The sequence below is a fragment of the Methylophilus sp. OH31 genome (assembly GCF_000576615.1).
Lineage (GTDB): Bacteria > Pseudomonadota > Gammaproteobacteria > Burkholderiales > Methylophilaceae > Methylophilus.
In genome coordinates, this window is sequence record NZ_BAUS01000007.1 from 375310 (window position 1) to 399686 (window position 24377).

The window sequence follows — 24377 nt, forward strand, 5'->3', positions numbered from 1 at the left end:
GCCGGGTCGTATCAATCAGGTATTCGGCAGGATGGGTAAAGAAAGCCTGGCTTCCAGCCCACCTTCAGTGCGGTTGAGCAGTGCCAGCTGGCCGCCATGCAAGGTGGCGATACGGTTGCAAATCGCCAGGCCCAGGCCGCTGCCACCTTCGTATTTATTACGCGCGCTGTCCATACGCTCAAACGGGCGTAGCAAGCGCTCTGCATGTTCAGGCGGAATACCGGGGCCGTTGTCGAGCACACTGATCACGATCTTGTCGGCCATGACCTGGCTGCGTACTTCTACTTTACCCTTGCCGTAGTTGTAGGCGTTGCCGACCAGGTTATCGAGTAAGCGCTGCATGGCAAGCGGCCGGATAGGGATAAAATATTTAGGCCCCAGTGACACTTTTAACTCACGGCCTGCGCGGCGTTGACGTTCAGCCAGCGCATGCAGCAGGTCGTTGATATCCATCATGCGTGTGGGTTCGCCTTCCACGCCGCGTACAAAATCCAGGAACTGATGGATGATATTGTCCATGTCGGAAATATCTTCAATCATGCCATGCTTCATATAGTCAGCTTCTGCTGGCAGCATTTCTACCGCCAGGCGCAGGCGTGCCAGCGGGGTGCGGATATCGTGTGATACACCTGCCAGTAATAATGTGCGTTCGGCATCCAGGCGTGCCAGCGATTCGGCCATTTCGTTAAAGGTATGCGTCACTTCGCGCAACTCCTCCACACTATCCTCCGGCAGTTTTGGCGCGGGTTCGCCATTGCGCAGACGTTCGGCTGCATGTACCAGCATGGTCAGTGGCCGGTTGATTCTGGCAGTCAGCAAGTAGCCGCCAATCAATGACAGCAAGCCTACTACGGCGGCCCATCCAAGCCAGTGCCAGGGGAAAGGGCGGTCGACCTGGATTTTTGGAATGACCACCCAAAAATCATCTTGCCCCACATTAAAGCTGATCCAGAGGCCGGGAATGTCGTAATGGTTGACCGTGATAATGGTTTCTTCGCCCATACGCTCGCGGATTTTTTGTGCCACCAGGTTAATAAACGGGTCTACGGGCAGCGGCTCAATGTCTTCCAGAAAGTCTGCAGCATAGACGCGCACACCTTCGCGGCCGGACAGTTCTGACAACAAGGCCAGGCGGCGATTTTCATGCGAGGCAATCAGTGAGGCACGGGTGTAATTAACGATGGTGACAGCCTGTAAGGCAGCCGCAGTTGCCCGTGGTTCGCGGTCAAAATAATCAAAGATTTTGAGTGAGGCATAGATGCTGACCGCCAATAAAATGGCAATCAGTAACATGATGCGGGACAGCAGTCTGCGAGGCAGTAGGCGCACGTGAGTTAGAGCAATGCAGGCAGCTTATTGCGGCGCTTCGCCATCTGGGATAAACACATAGCCAAAGCCCCACATGGTTTGCAGGTAGCGTGGATGCGCTGGATCCGGTTCGATAATGCGGCGCAGGCGTGACACTTGCACATCTATGCTGCGGTCAAACACATCCAGCTCGCGGCCACGGGCCAGTTGCATCAGGCGGTCACGTGACAATGGCTGGCGCGGATGTTCGGTAAACACCTTTAACAAGGTGAACTCGCCACTGGTAATAGTAATCGGCACGCCATTTTTGGTCAGGCTGCGTGTGTTGGTGTCAAAGACAAACTCACCAAACTGAAACGCGGCACTTTTTTCTTCAACCGCTTGTTTGGGTGTGATTTCGTGACGACGCAACACGGCGTTGATCCTGGCCAGCAACTCACGTGGATTAAACGGTTTCGGCAGGTAGTCATCAGCGCCCATTTCCAGGCCAACAATGCGGTCGACTTCGTCACCGCGTGCGGTCAGCATGATAATAGGTGTCATGTGGTTGGCACCACGCAGTCGGCGGCAGATGGCCAGGCCATCTTCACCTGGCAACATCAGGTCGAGAATCAGCAGGTCAAAGCTTTCGGCAGACATGGCTTTGTCCAGCTCTTTGCCATCGGAAACGGATTTGATATTGAATCCTTGTTCAGTGAGGTAGCGCTGTAAAAGTTCGCGCATACGCAAATCATCATCAACCATCAATATTTTTTTTAACTGTTCTGCCATACGTACCTTTTTACACAGAAGCGTGCGTTTTGTTAACGCGCCGGGCCGCCATCGGGATGACCTCACACAAGGGGCCAAAATGGCTGAGCCATAAAACTTATCTTTATTATTATACTCCAAGCCGTATCCGGCATGAAGTGGGGTGGTTACAACTTGGTTACAAATAGCGCAGGGGATGAAATATTGCATTTACAATCCTGATGCAAGATGACTGCCTGAAATTGACAGTCATGGCGATGAAAGAATCGCTATTTTTTGTTAAATCAGTTGATGCCGCGACCAGAGTTGCGTTATGTTAGGCAGCCTGATTTTAAAGTCAGGCAATATCTGTCATGTTAATCGTGCTTGGTTCTACTTTAAAAAGATTGTTTTTCAAAAAGCTTTGAGTGAAACAAGAATTTAGTGAAACAAGAATTAAGGTATTACGTTTGGATGTGGATGTGTAAAGCGAACAAACATTTGAAAGAGGTTTTTTTGCTAACAACGACCATGTTGCTGGCATCGCCTGTGTCTGCCGATCTGAAGCTACCTATTCGGCTGACGGATAATCGTATCGTCGATAATGACGACGTGGGCCTCTCCAAGACGCTTGAGCATAACTTCAGTCCTGAAGACCGTGCGCGTTTACGCAAGGCCTTGTCTGATTATGCACGTAATACCGATCCCGATCACCAGCTCATGCTGCAAAAACGCAAGGTGATGCACGACAGTATTTCCCAGCGTTTTAATGAGTGCAACCGCGACAACGATGACTCGCTAGATCGCGAAGAAGCGACACTCTGTTTGCCGCAGGTGGCGCGTCATTTTTCATATGTTGACCTTGATGGTAACGGTGTTATTACCCTGGATGAATTGGAAAATGCGTATGCGCAAATGGTCGAGCGGCAACGTGAAGCTGAAGCCAAAACCCAGTCACAGCAAGCGATTGTGTCAGATTCAGACACAGATAAATCCAAAAATAAATCCAAACCGGCTTCCGCAGTCATTCCCGCCAACAGTACGGTGAATTCCACTGGCAAAGATGCTTCTGTCATCCGTAAGCGCCCTAGTTAAAAACATCCTGGTTAAGTCACTGTTCTGATGCCTCCCTGCATGCCAACTTCAGCCTCGGCGTGTTCACTTTCTCATTTGTGTGTGATCACGGCTTAATCCCGTATGGATATCAGTCAATTATCGTTTGTCTGGTATCGGGGTTTGCAGGACATTTCAGCGACGGCCTGGCAGGCATTAGCCGGTTCTCATCCTATGCTGGATTACCGGTTTTTGCGGGCGTTCGAATTGTCGGCAGCGGTGGATCACGAAACTGGCTGGATTCCCTATCATTTAGCCGTTTTTAATGGTGAGCAACTGCTTGCTGCGGCACCTTGTTATATTAAAACCCATTCGTATGGTGAGTATGTCTTTGACTGGTCGTGGGCGGATGCTTACGAACAGGCGGGTGGCCAATACTATCCCAAACTGATTTCAGCCATTCCGTTTTCGCCCGTTACCGGGCCGCGCATGCTGATTCACCCTGATTATCCAGACTCCATTGCCTTGGCCAAAGCCATGTTGTCGCAGATGCGTGAACTGTGCCAGGCGCATGCTTTATCTGGGCTGCATGTGTTATTCCCTGATGAGCCGTCGGCAGCAGCCTGTGCCGAGGCTGGTGGCTTACGCCGCCATGGTGTGCAGTTTCGTTGGGAAAATCCAGGCTACGCTGATTGGGAGGCTTTTCTTGCTGCGCTTAGTCGCGACAAGCGTAAAAAGATACGCCAGGAGCGCAATAAGGTCGCTCAGCAAGGCGTGCATTGCCGTGTACTCAACGGGCATGAGGTCAGTTCGGCGGAACTCGCCTTGTTTTATCAATGCTACTGCAATACTTATCACCGGCACGGCAGTAGTCCTTATTTATCCTTGGCTTTTTTTGAGTACATTAGTCGTGACCTGCCTGAACAGTTCAGGCTGTTTATCGCTAGCCAGGATGGCGAAGACGTGGCCGCCAGTTTATGTGTGCTGGGGGATGACACATTGTACGGTCGCTATTGGGGCAGCTTGCGCGATATTTCGTGCCTGCACTTCGAGTTGTGTTACTACCAGCCGCAACAATTCTGTATCAGCCACAACGTACGCTATTTTGAAGGTGGCGCCCAAGGCGTACACAAACTGGCGCGCGGTTTCACCCCTTATACGACTTGCTCCTATCACTGGTTAAGTCATGCTGACTTCCACCAGAGCGTTGCGCGCTTTTTGGCCCGCGAAGCCAGTACCATGCAGGACTATGTCGATGAGCTAGAAGAGCGCAGCCCTTATAAGGTTTAATGGACCGCCGATAAGATTTAAGTGTTAAAGCGGCGACTTAAACGATGTGATGGAGGCATCTCTTTGGGCCCCATCTGCCGCGCCGAGCAACGCAGGATTGACGGGAGTTGTCGGCCATCGGCTGTTTGAGTTCCGCAACAAGCCACGTTCTGTGTGGCTTGTCAGGGCGAGTTTCGATGGACGCCCGACAAGCCGAGTAGCGCAAGGAAAAAGCGGAAGCTGGGGTGCATTTCTTTTGGTGACTTATTCTTTGTGCAAGCAAAGAAAAGTCACTCGCCTAGAGGCGAAAGGCAATTCCGCGAGCTGCTACTCACCATCAATCACCAAGGAATCCTTTTCCCATCATAAGCAATAAACTCCCCCGATTGTGCACTGCTCAACCCCTCAATCACCTGGCGCAATCCACGCACACTGGTTTCGGTATCAATCAAGCCATTTGGCCCGCCCATATCTGTACGCACCCAGCCCGGATGCAAGGCTGCAACCTTGATATTAAATTCCCGCAAATCAATAGACAGGCTTTTAACCACCATATTCAATGCGGTTTTGCTACTGCGGTAAATATACTCACCACCGCTGCCGTTGTCTTCCATACTGCCCATTTTACTGGTCATGGCGATGAGTTTCGCCTGGTTGGCGCGGCGAAGTTGCGGTAAAAAGGCTTCGGCGAGGTAGTAGGTGGTCAGCGTATTGACCTGAAATGCGTGCAGCCAGGCTTGTGGATCGGTCTTGCCGAAGGCGCTGTCAGGGTAAGTGCCGGCGTTGCTGATTAGAATATCGATAGTGAGTGCGGACAATTGACCAGCCAGCGCGCGAATGGCACTCACATCGCCCACATCCAGCGCCAATACCTGGATGTTAGTGTGCTTGGCAGCTAGCTGTTGTAGTGCTGTCGCCTTAGCAGGGTCGCGTACGGTGGCGTAAACCTGCTGGCCGCTTTCGGCATATTGCTTGACGTACTCCAGCCCAATACCACGGTTGGCCCCTGTGATCAGAATTGTTTGTGTCGTCATTATTTGCCTCGTTTTCTTCAATCAATTAAATCTGGGATATGATTGAATTTTACGCTGGTTTGTTTGCCAGAGTGGCTATCTTTGCAATTGCAATGGAGTATTGAGTTGATGGGTGTGGGTTATCGTTTGGGACAGGTGAGTGCCTGGATGGCACTGTGTTTTGTTTTACTGGTGACAAAAGCCATGGCGGGCGGGGTGGATGTGAGTAAAAGAATCCCGCTAAGGCCTTCTTTATTAAAGCCCGAAGATGTGGCGGTGATTTATAACGTCAATGATGCGCAGAGCGAAGAAGTCGCCCGTTATTACTTGCAGGCAAGGCAAGTGCCCGCAGAAAACCTGATTGGTGTCGAGTTACCCAGGCATGCTAAAGACGCATTAACCGTGCCGGAGTTTGAGTCTTTAAAAGCACAACTGGATGCCAAGCTGACCAATCAGCAGGTATTGCTCCTGGTGTGGCGCACACCCTTTGCCGTGCAGTGTAACAGCCTGACCAGTGCACTGACCCTGGGGCTGGACTTGAACCAGTGCCGTAAAACCTGTGACCCGGGGCGTGATAGTCCTTACTTTAATAGCTTGTCATTGCGGCCTTGGGCAGATCACCATATCCGCTTGTCCATGCTGCTGCCGATCAGCAATGTAGAGTCAGCCAAAGCCTTGATCGATCGTGGCGTGTTGAGTGAGTTCAGCTTGAATGACGCCGATGGCTACTTTCTCAAAACGCGCGATGTTGCGCGCTCCAAGCCGCGGGAGGCATTCTTTCCGCAGGATGGCATGACTGTTAAATCCAAGAAACTCACTATGCATACCTTGAGCCAGGAGTCGATTGAAAAACAGGGTTCGGTCATGTTTTATTTCACCGGGCAAAAGCAGGTGGATTTCATGTTGACGAATACTTACTTGCCCGGCGCGATTGCCGATCATCTGACCTCCTCTGGGGGCGTACTGGCCAGCTACAATGACCAGATGCCAGCGTCGCGCTGGCTGGATGCTGGGGTGACGGGCAGTTATGGCACGGTGTCCGAGCCCTGTAACTACTGGCAGAAGTTTCCTAATCCGCAAATTGTGATGGCGCATTATCTGTCAGGTGAAACCTTGATTGAGGCTTATTGGAAAAGCGTGAAGTGGCCAATGCAAGGCGTGTTTGTGGGCGAGCCGCTGGCCAAACCCTTCGCAAGAAGCGCCCCGGTCATGGCTGAGTAAGCGGTCTATTTGCTCCTGGGCGGCTGTCATCATCCTGTCATTGCCTGCGCGCAGATGTGTCGTATAATCGCCGACATTGATGTGTTGAGAATAGCTTGTGCAAGATATTCGTTGGAAAGCGTTCTGGAGTCTGCTGTTTTGGGCGTTCTGTTGCCTGATGGTGGGCTGGTTCACCAGTGCAGACACTGCCTGGCTATTGTTTATGGCCGGTGTGCTAGCCTATCTTGCCGGGCATTTGTACTGGACGCACCGCCTGTACCAGTGGGCGCTCAAACCCAGCCTTAACTTCATGCCAAACGGCAAAGGCATCTGGGAGGACATCTTTGCTAATCTGTATCATGAAATGCGCCGCCATTCGCGCAGCCAAAGCCAGCTGAGCAGCACACTTGAGCGGTTGCGTCATGCCACCAGTGCGTTGCCAGATGGTGTGGTGGTACTGAATAACCGTAACGAAATTGAATGGTTTAACGAGCCTGCGATTCAGCGACTGGGCTTAAAGCGGCATCACGATGAAAACCAGCCGATTTATTACTTGTTGCGGCAAGCCGAGTTTGTGACGTATTTGCAGGCCGAAGATTACAGTGAGCCGCTTAAACTCAAATCCTGGCGCAGCCCGGATGTGACGCTGGAATTACAGATTATTCCCTTTGCCAGCAAGCAGCGCTTGCTGATCTGCCGTGATGTGTCTGCCATTGAAAAAACCGAGGTCATGCGCCGCGATTTTATCGCCAATGTATCGCATGAGTTGCGTACGCCACTGACAGTCATCGGCGGTTTTCTCGAAACCATTAGTGATATGCAAGGTGAGGTCTCGCCGGATATCCAGCCTTATTTCGACATGATGCAGTCGCAAACAACGCGCATGCGGCGCATTATTGAAGACTTGCTGACCTTGTCGCGTTTGGAAAATAACGTCACGCTCAAAGATGAAACCGATATTGCCATGCCTGCCTTGCTGCAGCAGTTGCAGAAGGATGCACAGGCCTTGAGCCAGGGCCAGCATACCGTGACGTTGCATATGGAGACGAAAGTTAATCTGCGCGGTAGTTATAACGAACTATTGAGCGCCTTGAGTAACCTGACCAGTAATGCCGTGCGCTATACCCCTGAGCAAGGCAAGATTGATATCTACTGGCAGATGCGCGGCGAGGATGCCGTATTCAGCGTGCAGGATACCGGCATAGGCATTGAGCCGCATCATTTGCCGCGCCTGACTGAACGTTTTTACCGTGTCGACAGCGGCCGCAGTCGTGACACTGGCGGCACCGGCTTAGGGTTGTCCATCGTCAAACATATTTTGCATCACCATCAGGCCAGTTTGCAGATTGAAAGCGAGCCTGGCCATGGCAGTCGTTTCCAGATTGTCTTTCCGGCACAGCGGGTATTGCCTGCATGAGTTTTTCCGGCTGGCGTGTGATGATCTTACTGCTGGCCGGATGCAGCACGACACCGGATGGCGGTTATGTCGATTCGCCTAATGGGCGGCCAGTCCCTGTGCGGCAAGACCGCAATACCTTTCATCAACTGGTTAAAACGGACCTCGATCGCCTGGCCGATATTGAATATAGCGAAAACGTCAGTACCTTGCGCTTGCTCATGCTCAAAATGTACAAGCGCAACCCGGCCGAGGCGCAAAAATCAGGACTGGGGACGCCGGAGCAAATTGCCAGCTATGTGTTTGAGCAGGTCGCTGTGCATCACTGGCAGTTCGATGCCTTGGGTGGTGCGCAAGATACCGCTGCGATTAAACTGGCCCTGAATGCGCAATACAGCGGAGACCGCGTGTTGGCACTGGTGGTTGGCATACAGTCCATGCTGTTTCGTGCCCATGGCAATAAATCGGCTTTTTTCCTCACCGATAGCATAGAGCCGCAGAGTTTGTATAATGCGGCCAGGAATATTGAGATTGCGGTATGGAAGCTGACCAATGCCAAAAATACACAAGGCGAGTTATTGTTGCTCACCAATAGTTTGCCGGGCGAAGTGCAGAATCTCAGTTTTGAGCGGGAATTCAGCAAACTGATCGCCCGGACCGATTTGTTGGCGCTGACACTGGCCGAAAAGTCGCAACGTTTTATTTCGCGCCTGACCCAGAGTATTACCACGGCGCCTTTTCTACCTTTTAGATAAGTTTAATCATGCAACAAGCACTGACCTTACTCAATGGCTTAACACCGGCACAGTTCATGGCGGAATACTGGCAAAAAAAGCCATTATTGATTCGTGGTGCAATGCCGGACTTTCAAGGCTTGCTAGATCCTGAAGAGCTAGCCGGGCTCGCGTGTGATAGTGAAGTGCCCGCCAGGTTAATACAGTTTGATCCCGACCGTGCGCAAACAGGTGATGGCTGGCAAGTCAGGCAAGGGCCATTTGATGACGATGACTTTACGGCATTGCCAGCGCAGCATTGGACGCTGCTGGTACAGGGCATGAATCATGTGTTGCCGGAAGCGCAAGCCTTGCTGTCGCAGTTTAACTTTATCCCAACAGCACGGTTGGATGATGTGATGGTCAGTTACGCGCCTACGGGCGGCGGGGTTGGCCCGCATATTGATAGTTATGACGTTTTCTTGCTGCAAGGCGCAGGCAAGCGTCGCTGGCGCATCAGCCAGCAAACGGACCTACGCTTGATTCCTGAAGCGCCGTTGCGCATCCTCTCGCATTTTGTCAGTGAGCAAGAGTGGGTACTCGAGCCCGGCGATATGCTGTACCTGCCACCCAATGTCGCGCACTGGGGCATCGCCGAAGATGATGACTGCATGACCTACTCCATTGGTTTCCGGGCCCCAGCGGCCAGGGAACTGGCGATCGAGTTCCTGGATGAGTGCCGCCAGAATGGCTTGCCGGATGCCTTGTACCGTGATCCCGACTTGCAACCAGTGGTGGATCCGGCAGAAGTGGACGTCAATATGGTGAATAATGTCGCAGACATGTTGCGTCGCTTGCCCTGGCAAACGGAGCAATTAGGGCCTTTTCTGGCAAAGTATTTTTCTGAGCCCAAGGCATATGTTGTTTTTTCCCCTAATCGTAAACTCAGCCTGGAAAAGTTTTCCCAACGCCTGGCACAACAGGGCGTCGTCATGGATCTGCAGACACAGATGCTGCATTGGCAAGGCCAGTATTTTATCAATGGTGAAAGCGTGCAAGCGCCCGCTGAAGGCGCGCCTTTGTTGAATGCTTTCGCCAATCATCGACAGCTGGAGCCGGCGATATGCCAGGGAGAGACGGTAGTGAGCCTGTTGCCATGGCTGCATGAAATGTATTTGTCAGGCTATGTGCATCTGGCTGAAAACGCGGCTTAATTGCATTGGTAGCAAATGATTTGCGGGTATTTTTGTGAAAAAAACACCTAGATGTGGTTGTCACGCAAAAAAATCCATGTTTTTTAAGAGAATGTGCGTTCTTTTTTTAATGAATTACTGATACAATTTTTTCACTCGGCTGGTTCTGCATCAAGGGGATTGTCCGTACATAATTTTTTGCTCATACATACTAAGGAAATAAAGATGACACGTTCTGCATTGTTGGCTGCATTGTTGGCTCTGGCTTTGACTGCTTGTGGTGAAAAACCAGCTGAAGAAGCGCCTGCTGCTGAGGCACCTGCTGCTGAAGCTCCAGCTGCTGAAGCTCCAGCTGAGGCACCTGCTGCTGAAGCTGCTCCTGCTGAGGCTGCACCTGCTGAAGCTGCTCCTGCTGAAGCTCCAGCTGAAGAAGCTAAGTAATTCAGACTTGAGTAATCTGGTTTTAATTAAGTCTGGTTTATTTAAAATCTAGCATTCACTTAAAATCCAAGCTTACTTAGATGTAGAAAAGCCGACGAAAGTCGGCTTTTTTATTTGTGCTTCAATAATCGCTGAAAGCGATACTTGCCTGTCAGGCCGCGCTTTTGAGTGGGGTTAATTCGTTTGCAATCTGGCAAATGCGGATAAAGTCTTCTGCTACCAATGCGGCACCGCCAATCAGACCGCCATCGACATCCGGCATGCTGAGCAGTTGAGCGGCATTCCCTGGGTTCATGCTGCCGCCATACAATAAGGAAATCTCCTCTGCCACTTGCGCATCAAGCAGTTCAATGTGGCCGCGGATAAAAGACAAAATAGCCTGCGCATGTTGCGGTGTGGCTGCCTTACCCGTGCCGATGGCCCATACCGGTTCATAAGCAATCACGCCTTTTGATAGCGCCTGGATGCCGACATGCGCAATGACCGGGTTCAGTTGACGCACCACCACCAGGTCAGTTTCACCCTGCTCATACTCATCCAGCGTTTCACCGATACACAAGATCGGTGTCAGTCCGGCCTTTAAGGCGGCTTCAAAACGTTCACCACAGCTTTCATCATTGTCGTGGCCACGCTGTCTGCGCTCGGAATGACCAATAATCACATAGGTGCAGCCAAACTCCTTCAGCATGAGCGGTGACACCGAGCCTGTGTAAGCGCCTTTTTCATGGCGGCTCATGTTTTGCCCACCCCAGGCAATATGGCTGTTTTGCAGCACTTGCTGGGCTTGATACAGATAAGGATGTGGTGGGCACACCGCATAGCGGGCGCGGTGATGGCGTGTCTGTTGCAACAGGCTTTGCATGAATTGCTGGTTGTCTGGCAAATTGCCATGCATTTTGCGATTGGCAACCACCAACTTGGGGCGATTTGTCATCACACCGTTTCCTTTAAGGGTTTTCTTTCTATAATGACGGATATTCTACAGAAAACTTGACGTTATGCCCGCATTAGATTTTTCCCTGCAACTTGCCTCAGCTACGGCCGATATTCCTGCTGCGGCGCAATTTAAACGTTGGGTGCGTGCCGCGTTGCGCGTAGAAACCAGCCTGACGATCCGTATTGTTGACGAGGCAGAAGGGCAGCAGTTAAACGCGGCGTATCGCGGCCGCGATTATGCAACCAATGTGCTGACTTTTCCTTTAACCGAGGAACCGATGCTCATGGGCGATATTGTGATTTGTGCGCCCGTCGTTGCCAGGGAGGCACTTGAGCAGGGCAAACCGCTGCTAGCCCATTATGCGCATATGACCGTGCATGGCGTGTTGCATTTGCATGGCTATGATCATGAGGTGGATGCCCAGGCCGAGTTGATGGAGGCGATGGAAATCGCGGTGATGCAAACACTCGGCTTTGCCAATCCTTATGCAGAATAAGCTTTAATCCCAGGCAGCAAATCCGCTACAATCCCTGCATGGAGTTCACTGCCCACAGTCCGGTCAAAATCAAAGGCGAGCCGCTTTCGACGCTGCCGCAGGACCTGTATATTCCGCCGGATGCACTGGAGGTCTATCTGGAGACCTTTGAAGGTCCGCTGGATTTGTTGTTATATCTGATCCGCAAGCACAATCTGGATATTCTGGATATCCCCATGGCTGATCTGACCGTGCAGTACATGACCTATGTCGATAAGATGAAGACGGTGAACCTGGAACTGGCGGCGGAGTATTTATTGATGTCCGCCATGCTGATTGAGATTAAGTCGCGCATGCTGTTACCTAAACCGGCTGAGGTGGCAGAGGAAGAGGATCCGCGTGCGGAACTGGTCAGGCGCTTGATGGAATACGAAGCAATCAAACTGGCGGCACAACGGCTGGATGCGATGCCTAAAGTGGGCCAGGAGATTGATGTGGCGGCAGCTTATTATCAGCAGATCAGCCTGGTAAAACCGCCGGAAGTGAGCCTGGATGATTTGGTCGAGGCCTGGCGTAATGTGCTCAAACGTGCCAAGCTGAATCAACACCACAAGCTGGGGCGTGCCGAGCTTTCTGTGCGTGAGCATATGAGCTTGTTGCTGCGCAGGCTGAGTGCCGTGCAGGTGCTGCGCTTTGATGAGTTGTTCGACCTTGAAACCGACGGGGTGCCCAAGTTGGTGGTCAATTTTCTGGCCATGCTGGAGCTGGCCAAAGAGGGTCTGGTGCGTATTACCCAGCAAGATGCGTTTGGCACCATTTATGTGCAAGCCAATAGTGCGGCTTAGGAAGTAATCTCATGCGTGAACCAGACAGCATTGAAGAGATGAAGCGTATTCTGGAAGTCGCGTTACTGACTTCGCCACAACCGTTGGCACTCGATGATTTGCTCAAATTATTTGCCGGGCGCATGGAGCGCGCGACGCTACGTATGCTGCTGGATGAATTGAAATCGGACTGGGTAGAAAAAACATTGGACCTGGTGCAGGTAGCCAGTGGATATCGCTTTCAGGCCAAAGCCGAATACAGTGAGTATCTGTTGCGTTTGAACCCGGAACGGCAGCCGAAATATTCACGGGCAGTGATGGAGACGCTGGCGATTATTGCCTACAGGCAACCAGTCACGCGCGGCGATATTGAGCAAATTCGTGGCGTGGCTGTAAATCCTAATGTGATTCGCCAACTGCAGGAACGTGACTGGATAGATGTGGTCGGGCAACGTGAAGTGCCGGGCAGGCCTTCGCTGTATGCAACCACTAAACACTTTTTGGATGACTTGAACTTGCGCTCACTGGCAGAGTTGCCGCCTTTTGAAGCATTTGCGCAAACAGAAATCCCGCTGGAGTAAGATTGATCATGCAAGCGTCTCTACTTAAAATCAGAATCAACCACGAAGGCAACACCGCACTCGGGCCAGGCAAGATCGAGCTTTTGCAACATATCGCGCAGCATGGTTCAATCTCCGCGGCCGCCAAACAGATGCGCATGTCTTATCGCCGTGCCTGGGAGTTGGTAGACATGATGAACCGCTGTTTTGACCAGGCAGTAGTGGTGAGTATGGCGGGAGGCTCTCATGGCGGTGGCGCGCAAGTGACCGAGTTTGGCCAGGCGTTGATACTGGCCTATCAGCAGATTTTACAAAAATCGGCGCAAGCCGCCGCGGATGAATTGCATCTGATTACGCAGCATTTGAAGAAAGACTGATTTTTTTAATTATCGTAATGCATATGTGGGTATAACGATGGTAGCATCGCATATGCATGATGAATTGATAACTGGGTGATCGTAATGAAAAAGTGGGTGTGGCTGGGGTTGTGCCTGATCAGCGTGTTGGCGCAGGCGGAAGACAAAAAAATCAAGGTGTTTGCTGCGGCAAGTTTGACCGATGTCATGAACGTGCTGGTCAAGCAATATGGACAGCAAACTGGCGTGCAGGTGGTGCCTGTTTATGGCGGCTCGGGCACCCTGGCCAAACAGCTGGAGCAGGGGGCACCAGGTGACCTGTTTATTTCCGCAGATGAAAAGTGGATGCAATACCTGAAGGATAAGCAATTGGTGCAGGTCGCCACGATCAAGCCATGGCTGGGTAACCGCCTGGTGATGATTACGCCGCAAAACAAGCCGTTAACAATCAAGGCTGACGCCAGTACTGATATTGGCCAGCAAGCCCCTGGCTATTGGTGCACGGGCGATACCTTGTCGGTGCCAGTAGGCATTTATGCCAAGCAGTCACTGACTAACCTGGGGTGGTGGGACAAGCTGAAAACGCGGCTGGTGAGCACGCAGGATGTGCGGGCAACACTGAGCCTGGTTGAGCGTGATGAATGCGATGTGGGCATTGTCTATGCCAGCGATGCGCAATCATCCAGCAAGGTCAAAGTGGCCGGTGAGTTTGCCGAAAACAGTCATGTGCCGATTATCTACCCGATGGCATTATTACCGCAGGCGGCGGCAGAAACCAATGCTTTTTACCATTACCTGCAATCTGCCGAAGCTAAGAAACTGTTGCTCTTTTACGGCTTTAAACCCTTGTTCAACGATTAGTCTGCAAGCTGTTTGTGACTGTTATGTGGTCGTTGTCTCCTGTTGAAATCGACATCGTGCTGTTGTCGCTAAAAGTGGCCGCCTGCTGTGTGCTGGTGTTATTGTTGCCAGCCATCGCCATGGCCTGGCTGCTGGCCAGAAAGCAATTCTGGGGACATGCTGTTGTGGATGCGCTGGTGCACTTGCCCATGGTGTTGCCGCCAGTGGTGCTAGGCTATATGTTACTGGTGTTGCTGGGACGGCGCGGCTGGATTGGCAGTTGGTTGTATGAGCAGTTTCACATACAGCTGACCTTCCACTGGTGGGGGGCGGTGATCGCCTCTGCCGTGATGGCGTTTCCGCTGATGGTGCGTGCTATTCGCCAGGCGCTGATGCAGGTAAATCCTTTATTGGAGCAGGCCGCGCAGACGCTGGGTGCCACCCCCATCAAGACATTCTTTTCAATTACCCTGCCGCTTTCTTATCACGGTGTACTCACTGGCGGTATTCTGGCATTTAGCCGTAGCCTGGGTGAGTTTGGCGCCACCATTACCTTTGCGGGTAACCTCGAAGGTGAAACCCGTACCTTGCCATTGGCGATTTATAGCCTCACCCAGTCGCCCGAAGGGGATGCCGCCGCCCTGCGACTAGTGGTGTTGAGTGTGCTGGTTTCTGTGTTCGCTTTGCTGGCCAGCCAGTGGCTGGAGCGCCGCCTGCTCAGGAGTCAGCGCTGATGTTTACGGTCGATATCCGGATACAGCAGCCTTATGCGGCAAGCACTGCATTTGACCTGCAGGCAAGCTTCGCGCTGGCGCCCGGCCAATGCCTGGGGATCATGGGTGCATCGGGTTCAGGAAAAACAACCTTATTGCATAGTATTGCCGGGCTGTTGATGCCGTCTTCCGGCGTCATTAGCAGTGGTGATCATCTCTGGTTTGATCGTAAGCAGGCGATTCAGTTGCCGCCATGGCAGCGCCCGGTCGGACTGGTGTTCCAGGATGGACGCTTGTTTCCGCATATGAGCGTAGAGCAGAATTTACGCTATGGCATGCCCGCAGGCCTGGCCAGGATCGTGCTGCCCGAGGTGGTGGATGTGCTAGCCATCCAGCCCTTGCTTAAACGCAAGCCCAGCCAGTTGTCTGGTGGGGAAAAGCAGCGGGTAGCCATCGGGCGTGCTTTGTTGCGTCAGCCGTCGGTACTCCTGATGGATGAGCCATTGAGTGGCCTGGATGATCGGCTCAAGCAGCAAGTATTGCCTTATATCAAGCAGGTGATTGCAACGTTTGGTTTGCCAACGCTGTACGTCAGCCATGTGGGGGATGAGGTGGCGGAGGTTGCCGATGAGGTGTTAACGCTGGCGCAAGGAGTCTTGCGCCAGGCCAAATAAAGCTGCTTATAAGGTAAGCAACTTGCTACTTAGTGGTGATGACCACCGGCACCATGTACGTGCTGGTGAGAAATTTCTTCCTGGTTTGCTGAACGCACGCTGGCGATGGTTGCAGTAAACAACAGGCGTTGGCCAGCCCAAGGATGGTTGCCGTCAACCACGACTTTGCCGTCTGCAATGTCAGTGATGGTGTACAAAATTACGTCGCCGGTTTCGTCTTCACCTTCAAACTGCATGCCCACTTTCAGGTCTTTGCTAGGAAATGCACTGGCTGGTTCGATTTGCACCAAGGCATCATCGTATTCGCCAAAAGCATCTTCCGGGTCCAGGCTCACTTCTATCACGTCGCCCACGTTTTTGCCGTGCATGGCTTCTTCCACTTTCGGGAAAATATTGTCATAACCGCCATGCAGATAGGCAACCGGATCCTTGCTTTCTTCCAAGGTGTCGCCATCGCTATTTTGCAGTTTATAGGTCATGGTGACCACGGTGTTCATCGCTACTTGCATGTCTAAAGTCCTAAAGTTCTTTGATAAAACAGTATTCTAAAGGATATTGTCGGCATGTGTCATTCTTGCCGACGATAATATTGTCCGTAAAGTTTGCGCCATTGCCAGGGCGGTATCGGCTGGGCATCTTGCCACAGACCCAAGCCTTGTTGCTGCGCCTGGCGCTGCAACGTATCCAGTTCTAACCGTTTTGAATAGCGCGCGTTAAACCAGGCCATGCCCAGCGCAATTTGTGATTGGCTGGCATCGGTGTTGTTGCAATACAAATGCCCCAGTGTCCTGCCATAGAGATCACGGCCTTGCAGTTGGACGGCAATGCTTGTGTGCTCGCAGAGCTGCTTCAGGTTGCGTCTGGATTGGATGCCGAAAGCTTGCTGCCGTTCAGGTGCGTCGATATCCAGCAGGCGTAAGTGGTAGGTGAGGGTGTTGTCACGAATAATGACGGTGTCGCCATCAATGACGTTGACCAGTACAGGCGCTGCATGAGCGTAAACGCTTGCAATCAGCAAGCTGACTGGCAGCCAAACTTTTATCATGCAATGCTTAATCCAGCAGGCTGGTGTAATTGTCTGGTGTCAGTACGCTGGGAATCGCTTCTGGCAGCAAGTCGGGATAATCTTTACTGAAGTGCAGGCCGCGACTTTCATGGCGGTCAATGGCGCAACGCACAATCAGTTCGGCGACTTGCAGCAAGTTACGCAGTTCGATGAGGTCGTGGCTGACTTTAAAGTTACTGTAGAACTCATGCACTTCGTTCCGCAACATATGGATACGATGCAGGGCGCGGCTCAGGCGTTTGGTGGTGCGCACAATACCGACATAGTTCCACATGAAGCGGCGTAATTCATCCCAGGTATGGGTAATCAGCACCTCTTCGTCGGCATCGGTAACGCGGCTTTCATCCCAGTCAGGCAATGAAATGGTCGGCTGTAAGCCTAGTCTTTCTATATCAATCGCGCAACTTTGGCTAAAGGCCAGGCATTCGAGCAAGGAGTTGCTGGCCAGCCGATTCGCCCCGTGCAGGCCGGTGCAGGCGGTTTCGCCAATTGCATACAGGCAGTCAATATCGGTGCGGCCATGCATATCGGTCATTACGCCGCCACAGGTGTAGTGCGCAGCTGGTACCACCGGAATCGGTTGTTTGCTGATATCAATGCCCAATTGCAGGCAGCGCTGATAAATGTTGGGGAAGTGCGATTGAATAAACTCGACTGGTTTGTGGCTGATATCCAGGTAGACGCAATCCAGGCCGCGTTTTTTCATTTCAAAGTCGATGGCGCGCGCCACTACATCACGTGGTGCCAACTCGGCGCGTTCGTCATGCCAGGGCATAAAGCGCGTGCCATCAGGCAACAGCAATAAGCCACCTTCACCACGCAATACTTCTGAAATCAAAAAGGATTTTGCATGTGGGTGATAAAGGCAGGTTGGGTGAAATTGCACGAACTCCATATTCGCCACGCGGCACCCCGCACGCCAGGCCATGGCGATACCGTCGCCGGTGCTGATGTCCGGGTTGGTGGTGTACAAATATACTTTACCTGCGCCGCCCGTAGCGGTGACAGTGTATTGCGCAGAAAGCGTAATCACTTTGCCAGTCTGGTTATTGAGCACATAAGCCCCCAGGCAGCGGTTAGGGCCATCGCTGGCTGTTTGTTTGAACAGTTTGTGCGTGGTGATCAGATCGACCGCGATATGGTGTTCTAGAATAGTGATGTTCGGATGCTCGCGTACGCGATCTGTGAGTGTGGTTTGTACCGCCTGGCCGGTCGCATCAGCGACATGTACCACGCGCCGGTGGCTGTGACCGCCTTCGCGGGTCAGGTGTAAACGGTCATCGTCCGCTTCGCGGGTGAAATTCACGCCTTGCTGCAATAGCCACTCAATGCTGGCGCGGCCATTGGTCACCACCATGCGCGTCACTTCGCTGTCACACAGTCCGGCGCCTGCATCCAGGGTGTCTTTAATATGGGCTTCTATGGAGTCTTCGCTGTTGTGTACAGCAGCAATGCCGCCTTGTGCCCAGTTGCTGGCACTCAGGGTGAGCTCGCGCTTGCTTAAGATGCATACCCGGTGTTGATCAGCCAATCGTAACGCCAGCGATTGCCCCGCCAGCCCGCTGCCAATAATCAGGATATCAAACACTTTATTCATATTGTTTTGAGATCAATGGAACTTTGGAAGGGAGTGCAGGGTCACATAATTGTCTGTATTGCGTGTTGCAGTGGCAGGCAAAAATAAGGGATGAGGCGATGTTACACACAGCAAATTTAGAGGCGTTAACGCGCACCGGGTTCGTCGAAAATAACACAAAAGCGTATACTACTCCCAATCATAAAATTACCCAAGGGAGTCATCGCGATATGACTGTTCAGGCGGCGAACGCCAAACAGCAAGAGAATAAAGAGTTTGACCAGATGCTGGTTGAACGTGCTCAACAAGGCGATAAACGTGCCTTTGGATTGTTGGTTGAAAAATACCATCGTAAACTCGGCCGCTTGTTGTCGCGCATGATCCGTGACCAGGCCGAGGTAGAAGACGTGGTGCAGGAGTCGTTTATCAAGGCGTATCGTGCATTGCACAGCTTTCGCGGTGATAGCGCGTTTTACACCTGGTTGTACCGGATTGGTATTAACACGGCCAAAAATTACCTGGTTTCTTTGGGGCGCAAGCCGCAGGTGATGCAGGATGTGGAAATCGAAGATGTAGAAAACTTCGATGAAGGCGATGACATGCGGACGATGGAGACGCCTGAAACTTCGCTGATGACAAAAGAAATTGCGCAAACAGTGAACGATGCGATTGCCGCATTGCCTGAAGAGTTACGCACCGCGATTACTTTGCGCGAGTTGGAAGGCTTGAGTTATGAAGACATTGCCAACGTGATGCAATGTCCTATCGGTACAGTACGTTCACGTATTTTTCGGGCGCGCGAAACGATTGCGGCGAAGTTGAGACCATTGTTGGATACGCCTCAGCATAAACGTTGGTAATCGCGCGATATTTGCTATAAAACGGTAGTGGGTGTGTAGGTGTTATGACAAATTTTTTGTTAAATGCTAACATAAAAACATTGATTGACTTGGGGTTATTATGAAGCAGCAATTATCTGCATTGGTCGACGGTGAAGTCGATGTTGAACGCTGTGAACATATTTTTCTCGCAGCCAAATCTACGGGTGACGTTGCCCTGGCCTGGCGTGACTATCATGTGATTCGCGATGTAATCCGTGAAGAGTGCTGGGTGGAGTCTGATATGACCAGCCGCATCATGGCGCAGCTTGATGATGAACCCACCATGCTGGCGCCGCAAGCCGTCACCGTGTCTGAAAAAGTGACCCATATCCGTCCGCGTTTCAGTAAATATAGCTGGTCAATCGCCGCTTCCGTGGCTGCCGCTTTCTTTGTCGGCATGTTCGTGTTGAATCAGCCGGAAGTGGCTGCACCGACGCAAATTGCTGACAATGACACAGATCAATATGTCGTCGCGCATCACAACTATGCACCTAATAGTGCAACGTATTACATGCACAATGTAGCTTATAACGCTGGCGAATAACTTTACTGTCGTTACTCCGTATGTCACCTAAGTTTGATTTCCTTCGGGCGTTTGATTTCCGTCGAGCGCTCTTGCCTGCCTTGTGTCTGGCTGCCGTCAGCCAGGCTGCTTTTGCCGAAGAGGATCTCTGGGCAACCATGCAGAAAACCGCTTCTGCCGCCCGCGAGTTAAATTATCAGGGTCTGTTTGTTTATCACAACGGCGCGATGATACGCTCGGTGCAGATTACCCATATTTATGAAGGCGGGCGCGAGTTCACCCGCAATGTAGTGCTGGACGGGCGGCCGCGCGAAGTCTTCAGTGAAGGCGATGATATCGTCATCTTCAATGCCAAAAATGACAAAGTCGTGATTGAAAAACGGCGCGGTCAAAACCTGTTTCCGGCCATGTTGCCCACACAGTTATATCCCCTCAAGCAAAATTACAAACTGAAGTTTGTTGGCCAGGAGCGCATTGCCGGGCGGTTGGCGCAAGTGATCGATATGGTACCGAATGACAACCTGCGTTATCAGTATCGGATCTGGTCAGATGCTGAATATGGCTTGTTGCTCAAAATGAGCATGCTCGATATGCAAGGCCATACGCTGGAACAGATTGGTTTTAACCAGGTGGCGATGCTGCACACCAAGGACCTTGACTGGTTTCAGCCCAAAATCGATGCGACCAAACCTTATGTAATGGATGACACCACCGATTTGACACACACGGTAGATAATCTGGTTGTGGCTAATTTGCCCGCTGGCTACAAAAAAGTGGATCAAATCCAGTTGAAAGTGCCGGGCAGGACTGCGCCTGTGCAGCAATTGATTTTCTCAGATGGTCTGGCATCCGTATCGCTATTTGTGGAGCCGATGGTCAAAGGCATGCAGCCGCGTGTTGGCAAGAAAACCATGGGATCGACCAATGTCTATGCGCATGTGTTAAATGGCTACCAGTTGGTGGTCGTGGGCGAAGTGCCTGCGCAAACGGTTGAGCAAATCGCTCAACAGGTGACGTTTAAAAAATAATTTCATGCCTGGTCAATGGTTCAATTGCAAAGATTGATCGTTCTCAGGCCTCATAACATGGTGTGCAACCGATCTCCCCACAACTTGTATTTCTCTGCAGCGTCGCCATGTAATGAGGGTGACGCTTTCCAGTGTCAATATTCCCATGCTGTGTTTCACGGCATGGCGTAAAAGATTTTTTTAATCATTAAATGGTAGGAATAATCATGATGAAACGATGGATTTCTGGCGTGATGTTAGCGTGTGCGGTCACGATCGCCATGCCAGTGGTGGCCGTAGAGGCCAAAGACTTGCCTGATTTTACTGAGCTGGCAGAAAAACAAGGGCCGGCGGTGGTCAATATCAGCATTACTTCTGTGGTGCATGGTGGCAATATTGGCTTCCCTGGTATGCCGAATGACGAAAACCTGCAAGAGTTTTTGCGTCGCTTTGGGATCCCCGGGATGCCTGGCGGGCAAGGCCAAGATGGTGGTCAGGACTATAAAACGCAGTCCTTGGGTTCTGGTTTTATTATCAGTGCCGATGGGTATATTCTCACCAACGCGCATGTGGTGAATGAGGCCGATGAGGTGTTGGTCAAGTTGTATGACAAACGTGAATTCAAGGCGAAAATCATCGGTGCGGATAAGCGTACCGATGTGGCGCTGATTAAAATTGAAGCGACTGGCTTGCCTAAAGTGACCGTCGGTGACCCGAACGCATTGAAAGTCGGTGAGTGGGTGGCGGCCATTGGTTCGCCGTTCGGCCTTGAAAACACCATGACCGCCGGTATTGTGAGTGCCAAAGGCCGCGCATTGCCACAAGAAAACTATGTGCCGTTTATTCAAACTGACGTCGCGATCAACCCGGGTAACTCCGGTGGCCCGCTGTTTAACCTGCGTGGCGAAGTGGTGGGCGTGAACTCGCAGATTTATAGTAAAAGCGGCGGTTCCATGGGCTTGTCTTTCAGTATCCCGATTGATGTCGCCATTGATATTTCCAATCAGCTCAAGGCCACTGGCCGCATTGCACGTGGCTGGTTGGGTATCGGTATTCAGGAAGTGACCAAAGACCTGGCTGACTCGTTCGGCCTCAAGCAAACCAGCGGTGCGTTGATTGCAGGCATTGAGAAAAACAGCCCGGCGGATAAGGGCGGTTTGGAAGCCGGCGATATCATCCTTAAGTTTGATGGTAAGCCAATTGTGACTTCGAGTGATTTGCCACGTGTGGTGGCCACTACCAAGCCGGGTAAAGTGGTGCCAGTAGAAATTGTGCGCAAAGGTGCCAACAAAACGCTGCAATTGGGCGTTGGCGAAATGCCTAGCGAGCAACCTGAGGTGGCAGCGTCCAGCAAAGAGCCGGTCAAGCCAGAGGCGAATAAAATTGGCCTGACCTTGCGTGAGCTCACTGCATTGCAGAAGAAAAAACTCAATGGTAAAAATGGCTTGCTGGTGATTGAGAGCGGCGGTGCAGCCGCGCAAGCCGGTATCCGTCGTGGTGATGTAATTCTTGGCTTGAATAACAATGAAAGCCAAAGTGTGGATGCGTTTAACAAGCAGATTAATGCTGTAGCTGCCGGTAAAACAGTGGCGGTATTGGTGCAGCGTGGTGAAAACACCTTGTACGTGCCGATTAAAATCAAGTAAGGGCTGTGGTGATGTTGCAAAAAGACAGGACAGCCTGTCTTTTTGTTTTTTTAAAGGTCGAGATCAGCGTTGCCTGCCTGGGCCTGGGCGGAAAATAAATCACTGATATTCATGCATTTGTTGTAAAATGCACCCCATTTGAAAGGCGCTTCAAGCGCCTTTCTTGCTTGTAAATAACGCATAACTGAACATGAAAAATATTCGTAATTTTTCGATCATTGCCCATATTGACCACGGCAAATCGACACTGGCAGACCGCATTATTCAATTATGCGGTGGCTTGGAGGCGCGCGAAATGGAAGCGCAAGTGCTCGATAGCATGGACATCGAACGTGAGCGTGGCATTACTATCAAGGCGCAAACCGCAGCCTTGCAATACAAAGCCAATAACGGTGAAATTTATCAGCTCAACCTGATTGATACGCCCGGCCACGTCGACTTTAGCTACGAAGTGAGTCGCTCGCTGTCCGCCTGTGAAGGCGCGTTGCTGGTGGTCGATGCCTCGCAAGGCGTAGAGGCGCAAAGTGTGGCCAACTGCTACACCGCCATTGATCTGGGTGTCGAAGTGACGCCTATCCTCAACAAGATTGACTTACCCTCCGCGGATCCGGCGCGTGTCTCGCAAGAAATTGAAGATGTGATTGGCGTCGATGCCACCGATGCCGTGCGTTGTTCAGCCAAAACAGGCGAAGGCGTGCGCGATGTGCTGGAAGAAGTGGTCGCTAAAGTGCCACCGCCAGTCGGTGATATTGATGCACCGTTGAAAGCCCTGGTGATTGACGCCTGGTTTGATAACTATGTGGGCGTGGTCATGCTGGTGCGCGTCGTGGATGGTTCGTTAAAGGCCAAAGAAAAGATCCGCTTGATGGCGACCGGCGCTGAGTATTTGTGTGAACAAGTCGGTGTGTTTACGCCAAAATCGGTACAGCGCACGCAATTAAGCGCCGGTGAAGTAGGCTTTATTATCGCTGGCATTAAAGAGCTGGCTGCGGCCAAGGTTGGTGACACGGTAACCTTAGCTGGTAAGCCTGCAGCAGCGCCATTGCCTGGCTTTAAAGAAGTGAAGCCACAGGTGTTTGCGGGTTTGTATCCGGTGGAGTCCAACCAGTTTGAATCCTTGCGTACCGCACTGGAAAAGCTGAGTTTGAATGACTCCAGCTTGCAGTTTGAGCCGGAAAACTCGACTGCGCTGGGTTTTGGCTTCCGCTGCGGCTTTTTGGGTTTGCTGCATATGGAAATCGTACAGGAGCGCCTGGAGCGCGAGTACGACATGGATTTGATTACCACTGCACCTACAGTGATTTATGAGCTGTTACTTAGAAGTGGTGAAGTAGTACAAATCGAAAACCCGTCACGTTTACCTGAGCCTTCCCGGGTTGAAGAAATTCGTGAGCCCATGATTGTGGTGAACTTGCTGATGCCACAAGACTATGTTGGCCCAGTGATGACCTTGTGTAATAACAAGCGCGGTATCCAGCGCAATATGCAATACATGGGCCGCCAGGTCATGTTGAGCTACGAGATGCCGTTGAATGAGGTGGTGCTGGATTTCTTTGATAAGCTGAAGTCAGTCTCACGTGGCTATGCCTCCATGGATTATGAGTTTCTTGAGTTCCGCGCTGCGGACCTGGTCAAACTGGATATTATGGTCAACGGCGAGCGTGTCGATGCATTAAGCCTGATTGTGCACCGCGCCAATAGCTTGTATCGCGGCCGTGAACTGGTGTCTAAAATGCGCGAATTAATTCCACGCCAGATGTTTGATATTGCGATTCAGGCGTCGATTGGTGCCAATATTATTGCGCGTGAAACGGTGAAGGCCATGCGTAAAAACGTGATTGCCAAATGTTATGGTGGTGATATCACGCGTAAGCGCAAGTTGCTGGAAAAACAAAAAGAAGGTAAAAAGCGTATGAAGCAGGTGGGTAACGTGGAAATTCCACAAGAAGCCTTCCTTGCCATCTTGCGTGTAGAAGATAAATAG

The 24377-nt window shown here is 51.6% G+C and carries 27 protein-coding genes; 19 read left to right on the forward strand and 8 right to left on the reverse strand.

From position 1 onward, the window contains the following. Positions 1-15: 15 nt before the first annotated feature. On the reverse strand, positions 16-1293 hold the full coding sequence (locus tag OH31_RS11100) for a sensor histidine kinase (RefSeq protein WP_019883161.1): 1278 nt from the start codon (positions 1291-1293) through the stop codon (positions 16-18). Between the two features lie 60 nt (positions 1294-1353). Next, positions 1354-2079 carry a two-component system response regulator OmpR gene (ompR, locus tag OH31_RS11105; RefSeq protein WP_019883160.1) on the reverse strand — a complete coding sequence of 242 codons (726 nt, stop codon included), beginning with the start codon at positions 2077-2079 and terminating at the stop codon, positions 1354-1356. A 474-nt stretch (positions 2080-2553) separates the two neighbouring features. Here ompR and OH31_RS11110 point away from each other — a divergent pair, with 474 nt between their 5' ends. After that, positions 2554-3132 carry an EF-hand domain-containing protein gene (locus OH31_RS11110; protein WP_242402266.1) on the forward strand — a complete coding sequence of 193 codons (579 nt, stop codon included), beginning with the start codon at positions 2554-2556 and terminating at the stop codon, positions 3130-3132. Between the two features lie 102 nt (positions 3133-3234). After that, positions 3235-4380: a GNAT family N-acetyltransferase gene (locus tag OH31_RS11115; RefSeq protein WP_024930783.1), complete on the forward strand. Its 1146-nt coding sequence runs from the start codon at positions 3235-3237 to the stop codon at positions 4378-4380. 320 nt (positions 4381-4700) lie between these two features. Here OH31_RS11115 and OH31_RS11120 read toward each other — a convergent pair whose 3' ends face one another. Continuing rightward, positions 4701-5393, reverse strand: coding sequence for an SDR family oxidoreductase (locus OH31_RS11120; RefSeq protein WP_024930784.1), 693 nt, complete (start codon positions 5391-5393; stop codon positions 4701-4703). 81 nt (positions 5394-5474) lie between these two features. Here OH31_RS11120 and OH31_RS11125 point away from each other — a divergent pair, with 81 nt between their 5' ends. The 5 genes from OH31_RS11125 (at position 5475) to OH31_RS11145 (ending at position 10315) form a co-directional block, all read left to right on the forward strand. Next, positions 5475-6593 carry a TIGR03790 family protein gene (locus tag OH31_RS11125; protein WP_242402267.1) on the forward strand — a complete coding sequence of 373 codons (1119 nt, stop codon included), beginning with the start codon at positions 5475-5477 and terminating at the stop codon, positions 6591-6593. A 97-nt stretch (positions 6594-6690) separates the two neighbouring features. Further along, positions 6691-7989, forward strand: a complete 1299-nt coding sequence (gene phoR, locus OH31_RS11130) for a phosphate regulon sensor histidine kinase PhoR (RefSeq protein ID WP_024930786.1) — start codon at positions 6691-6693, stop codon at positions 7987-7989. Further along, positions 7986-8723: a hypothetical protein gene (locus OH31_RS11135; protein WP_024930787.1), complete on the forward strand. Its 738-nt coding sequence runs from the start codon at positions 7986-7988 to the stop codon at positions 8721-8723. Before phoR ends, OH31_RS11135 begins: the two co-directional genes overlap by 4 nt. Positions 8724-8731: 8 nt before the next feature. Further along, positions 8732-9895, forward strand: coding sequence for a cupin domain-containing protein (locus tag OH31_RS11140; RefSeq protein ID WP_024930788.1), 1164 nt, complete (start codon positions 8732-8734; stop codon positions 9893-9895). 204 nt (positions 9896-10099) lie between these two features. Then, positions 10100-10315, forward strand: a complete 216-nt coding sequence (locus OH31_RS11145; protein WP_019883149.1) for a hypothetical protein — start codon at positions 10100-10102, stop codon at positions 10313-10315. 151 nt (positions 10316-10466) lie between these two features. Here the strand turns inward: OH31_RS11145 and tpiA are convergent, their stop codons facing one another. Next, positions 10467-11249, reverse strand: a complete 783-nt coding sequence (tpiA, locus tag OH31_RS11150; protein ID WP_019883148.1) for a triose-phosphate isomerase — start codon at positions 11247-11249, stop codon at positions 10467-10469. 64 nt (positions 11250-11313) lie between these two features. Between tpiA and ybeY the strand changes: the two genes are divergently transcribed. The 7 genes from ybeY to OH31_RS11185 all read left to right on the forward strand — a co-directional run bounded on the left by ybeY (position 11314) and on the right by OH31_RS11185 (position 15694). After that, positions 11314-11748 (forward strand): rRNA maturation RNase YbeY, encoded by a 435-nt coding sequence (ybeY, locus tag OH31_RS11155; protein ID WP_024930789.1) that lies wholly within the window; start codon positions 11314-11316, stop codon positions 11746-11748. 38 nt (positions 11749-11786) lie between these two features. Continuing rightward, positions 11787-12572: a ScpA family protein gene (locus OH31_RS11160; RefSeq protein WP_024930790.1), complete on the forward strand. Its 786-nt coding sequence runs from the start codon at positions 11787-11789 to the stop codon at positions 12570-12572. Positions 12573-12583: 11 nt separating this feature from the next. Beyond that, a complete protein-coding gene (scpB, locus tag OH31_RS11165) occupies positions 12584-13132 on the forward strand; it encodes an SMC-Scp complex subunit ScpB (protein ID WP_024930791.1) in 549 nt (182 codons plus the stop codon). An 8-nt stretch (positions 13133-13140) separates the two neighbouring features. Next, positions 13141-13488 carry a winged helix-turn-helix domain-containing protein gene (locus OH31_RS11170; RefSeq protein ID WP_036299174.1) on the forward strand — a complete coding sequence of 116 codons (348 nt, stop codon included), beginning with the start codon at positions 13141-13143 and terminating at the stop codon, positions 13486-13488. 84 nt (positions 13489-13572) lie between these two features. Then, positions 13573-14328 (forward strand): molybdate ABC transporter substrate-binding protein, encoded by a 756-nt coding sequence (gene modA / locus OH31_RS11175; protein ID WP_036299125.1) that lies wholly within the window; start codon positions 13573-13575, stop codon positions 14326-14328. A gap of 23 nt (positions 14329-14351) precedes the next feature. Further along, positions 14352-15041 carry a molybdate ABC transporter permease subunit gene (modB, locus tag OH31_RS11180; RefSeq protein ID WP_024930794.1) on the forward strand — a complete coding sequence of 230 codons (690 nt, stop codon included), beginning with the start codon at positions 14352-14354 and terminating at the stop codon, positions 15039-15041. Next, the gene (locus OH31_RS11185; protein ID WP_024930795.1) at positions 15041-15694 is read left to right on the forward strand and encodes an ATP-binding cassette domain-containing protein; all 654 of its coding nucleotides are present in this window, start codon (positions 15041-15043) and stop codon (positions 15692-15694) included. Before modB ends, OH31_RS11185 begins: the two co-directional genes overlap by 1 nt. 29 nt (positions 15695-15723) lie before the next feature. Here OH31_RS11185 and OH31_RS11190 read toward each other — a convergent pair whose 3' ends face one another. From OH31_RS11190 to nadB, 3 genes are read right to left on the reverse strand one after another with little or no spacing between them, the layout of a single operon-like run. Then, the gene (locus OH31_RS11190) at positions 15724-16203 is read right to left on the reverse strand and encodes a peptidylprolyl isomerase (protein WP_024930796.1); all 480 of its coding nucleotides are present in this window, start codon (positions 16201-16203) and stop codon (positions 15724-15726) included. Between the two features lie 59 nt (positions 16204-16262). Continuing rightward, positions 16263-16739 carry a thermonuclease family protein gene (locus OH31_RS11195; RefSeq protein WP_024930797.1) on the reverse strand — a complete coding sequence of 159 codons (477 nt, stop codon included), beginning with the start codon at positions 16737-16739 and terminating at the stop codon, positions 16263-16265. Positions 16740-16746: 7 nt separating this feature from the next. Beyond that, a complete protein-coding gene (gene nadB, locus OH31_RS11200; RefSeq protein ID WP_024930798.1) occupies positions 16747-18357 on the reverse strand; it encodes an L-aspartate oxidase in 1611 nt (536 codons plus the stop codon). 209 nt (positions 18358-18566) lie between these two features. Between nadB and rpoE the strand changes: the two genes are divergently transcribed. The 4 genes from rpoE to OH31_RS11220 all read left to right on the forward strand — a co-directional run bounded on the left by rpoE (position 18567) and on the right by OH31_RS11220 (position 22393). Beyond that, positions 18567-19196, forward strand: coding sequence for an RNA polymerase sigma factor RpoE (rpoE, locus tag OH31_RS11205; protein WP_019883135.1), 630 nt, complete (start codon positions 18567-18569; stop codon positions 19194-19196). 100 nt (positions 19197-19296) lie between these two features. Further along, the gene (locus OH31_RS11210) at positions 19297-19761 is read left to right on the forward strand and encodes a sigma-E factor negative regulatory protein (protein WP_024930800.1); all 465 of its coding nucleotides are present in this window, start codon (positions 19297-19299) and stop codon (positions 19759-19761) included. A 20-nt stretch (positions 19762-19781) separates the two neighbouring features. After that, entirely contained in the window at positions 19782-20768 is a 987-nt protein-coding gene (locus OH31_RS11215) for a MucB/RseB C-terminal domain-containing protein (RefSeq protein WP_024930801.1), read from the forward strand. 206 nt (positions 20769-20974) lie between these two features. Next, complete coding sequence (locus OH31_RS11220; protein ID WP_024930802.1) at positions 20975-22393, forward strand: DegQ family serine endoprotease; 1419 nt, start codon at positions 20975-20977, stop codon at positions 22391-22393. Between the two features lie 50 nt (positions 22394-22443). On the opposite strand, the gene OH31_RS15320 is transcribed toward OH31_RS11220, so the two are convergent. Further along, on the reverse strand, positions 22444-22575 hold the full coding sequence (locus OH31_RS15320) for a hypothetical protein (protein ID WP_256377681.1): 132 nt from the start codon (positions 22573-22575) through the stop codon (positions 22444-22446). An 8-nt stretch (positions 22576-22583) separates the two neighbouring features. Here OH31_RS15320 and lepA point away from each other — a divergent pair, with 8 nt between their 5' ends. Then, positions 22584-24377 carry a translation elongation factor 4 gene (gene lepA, locus OH31_RS11230; RefSeq protein WP_019883131.1) on the forward strand — a complete coding sequence of 598 codons (1794 nt, stop codon included), beginning with the start codon at positions 22584-22586 and terminating at the stop codon, positions 24375-24377.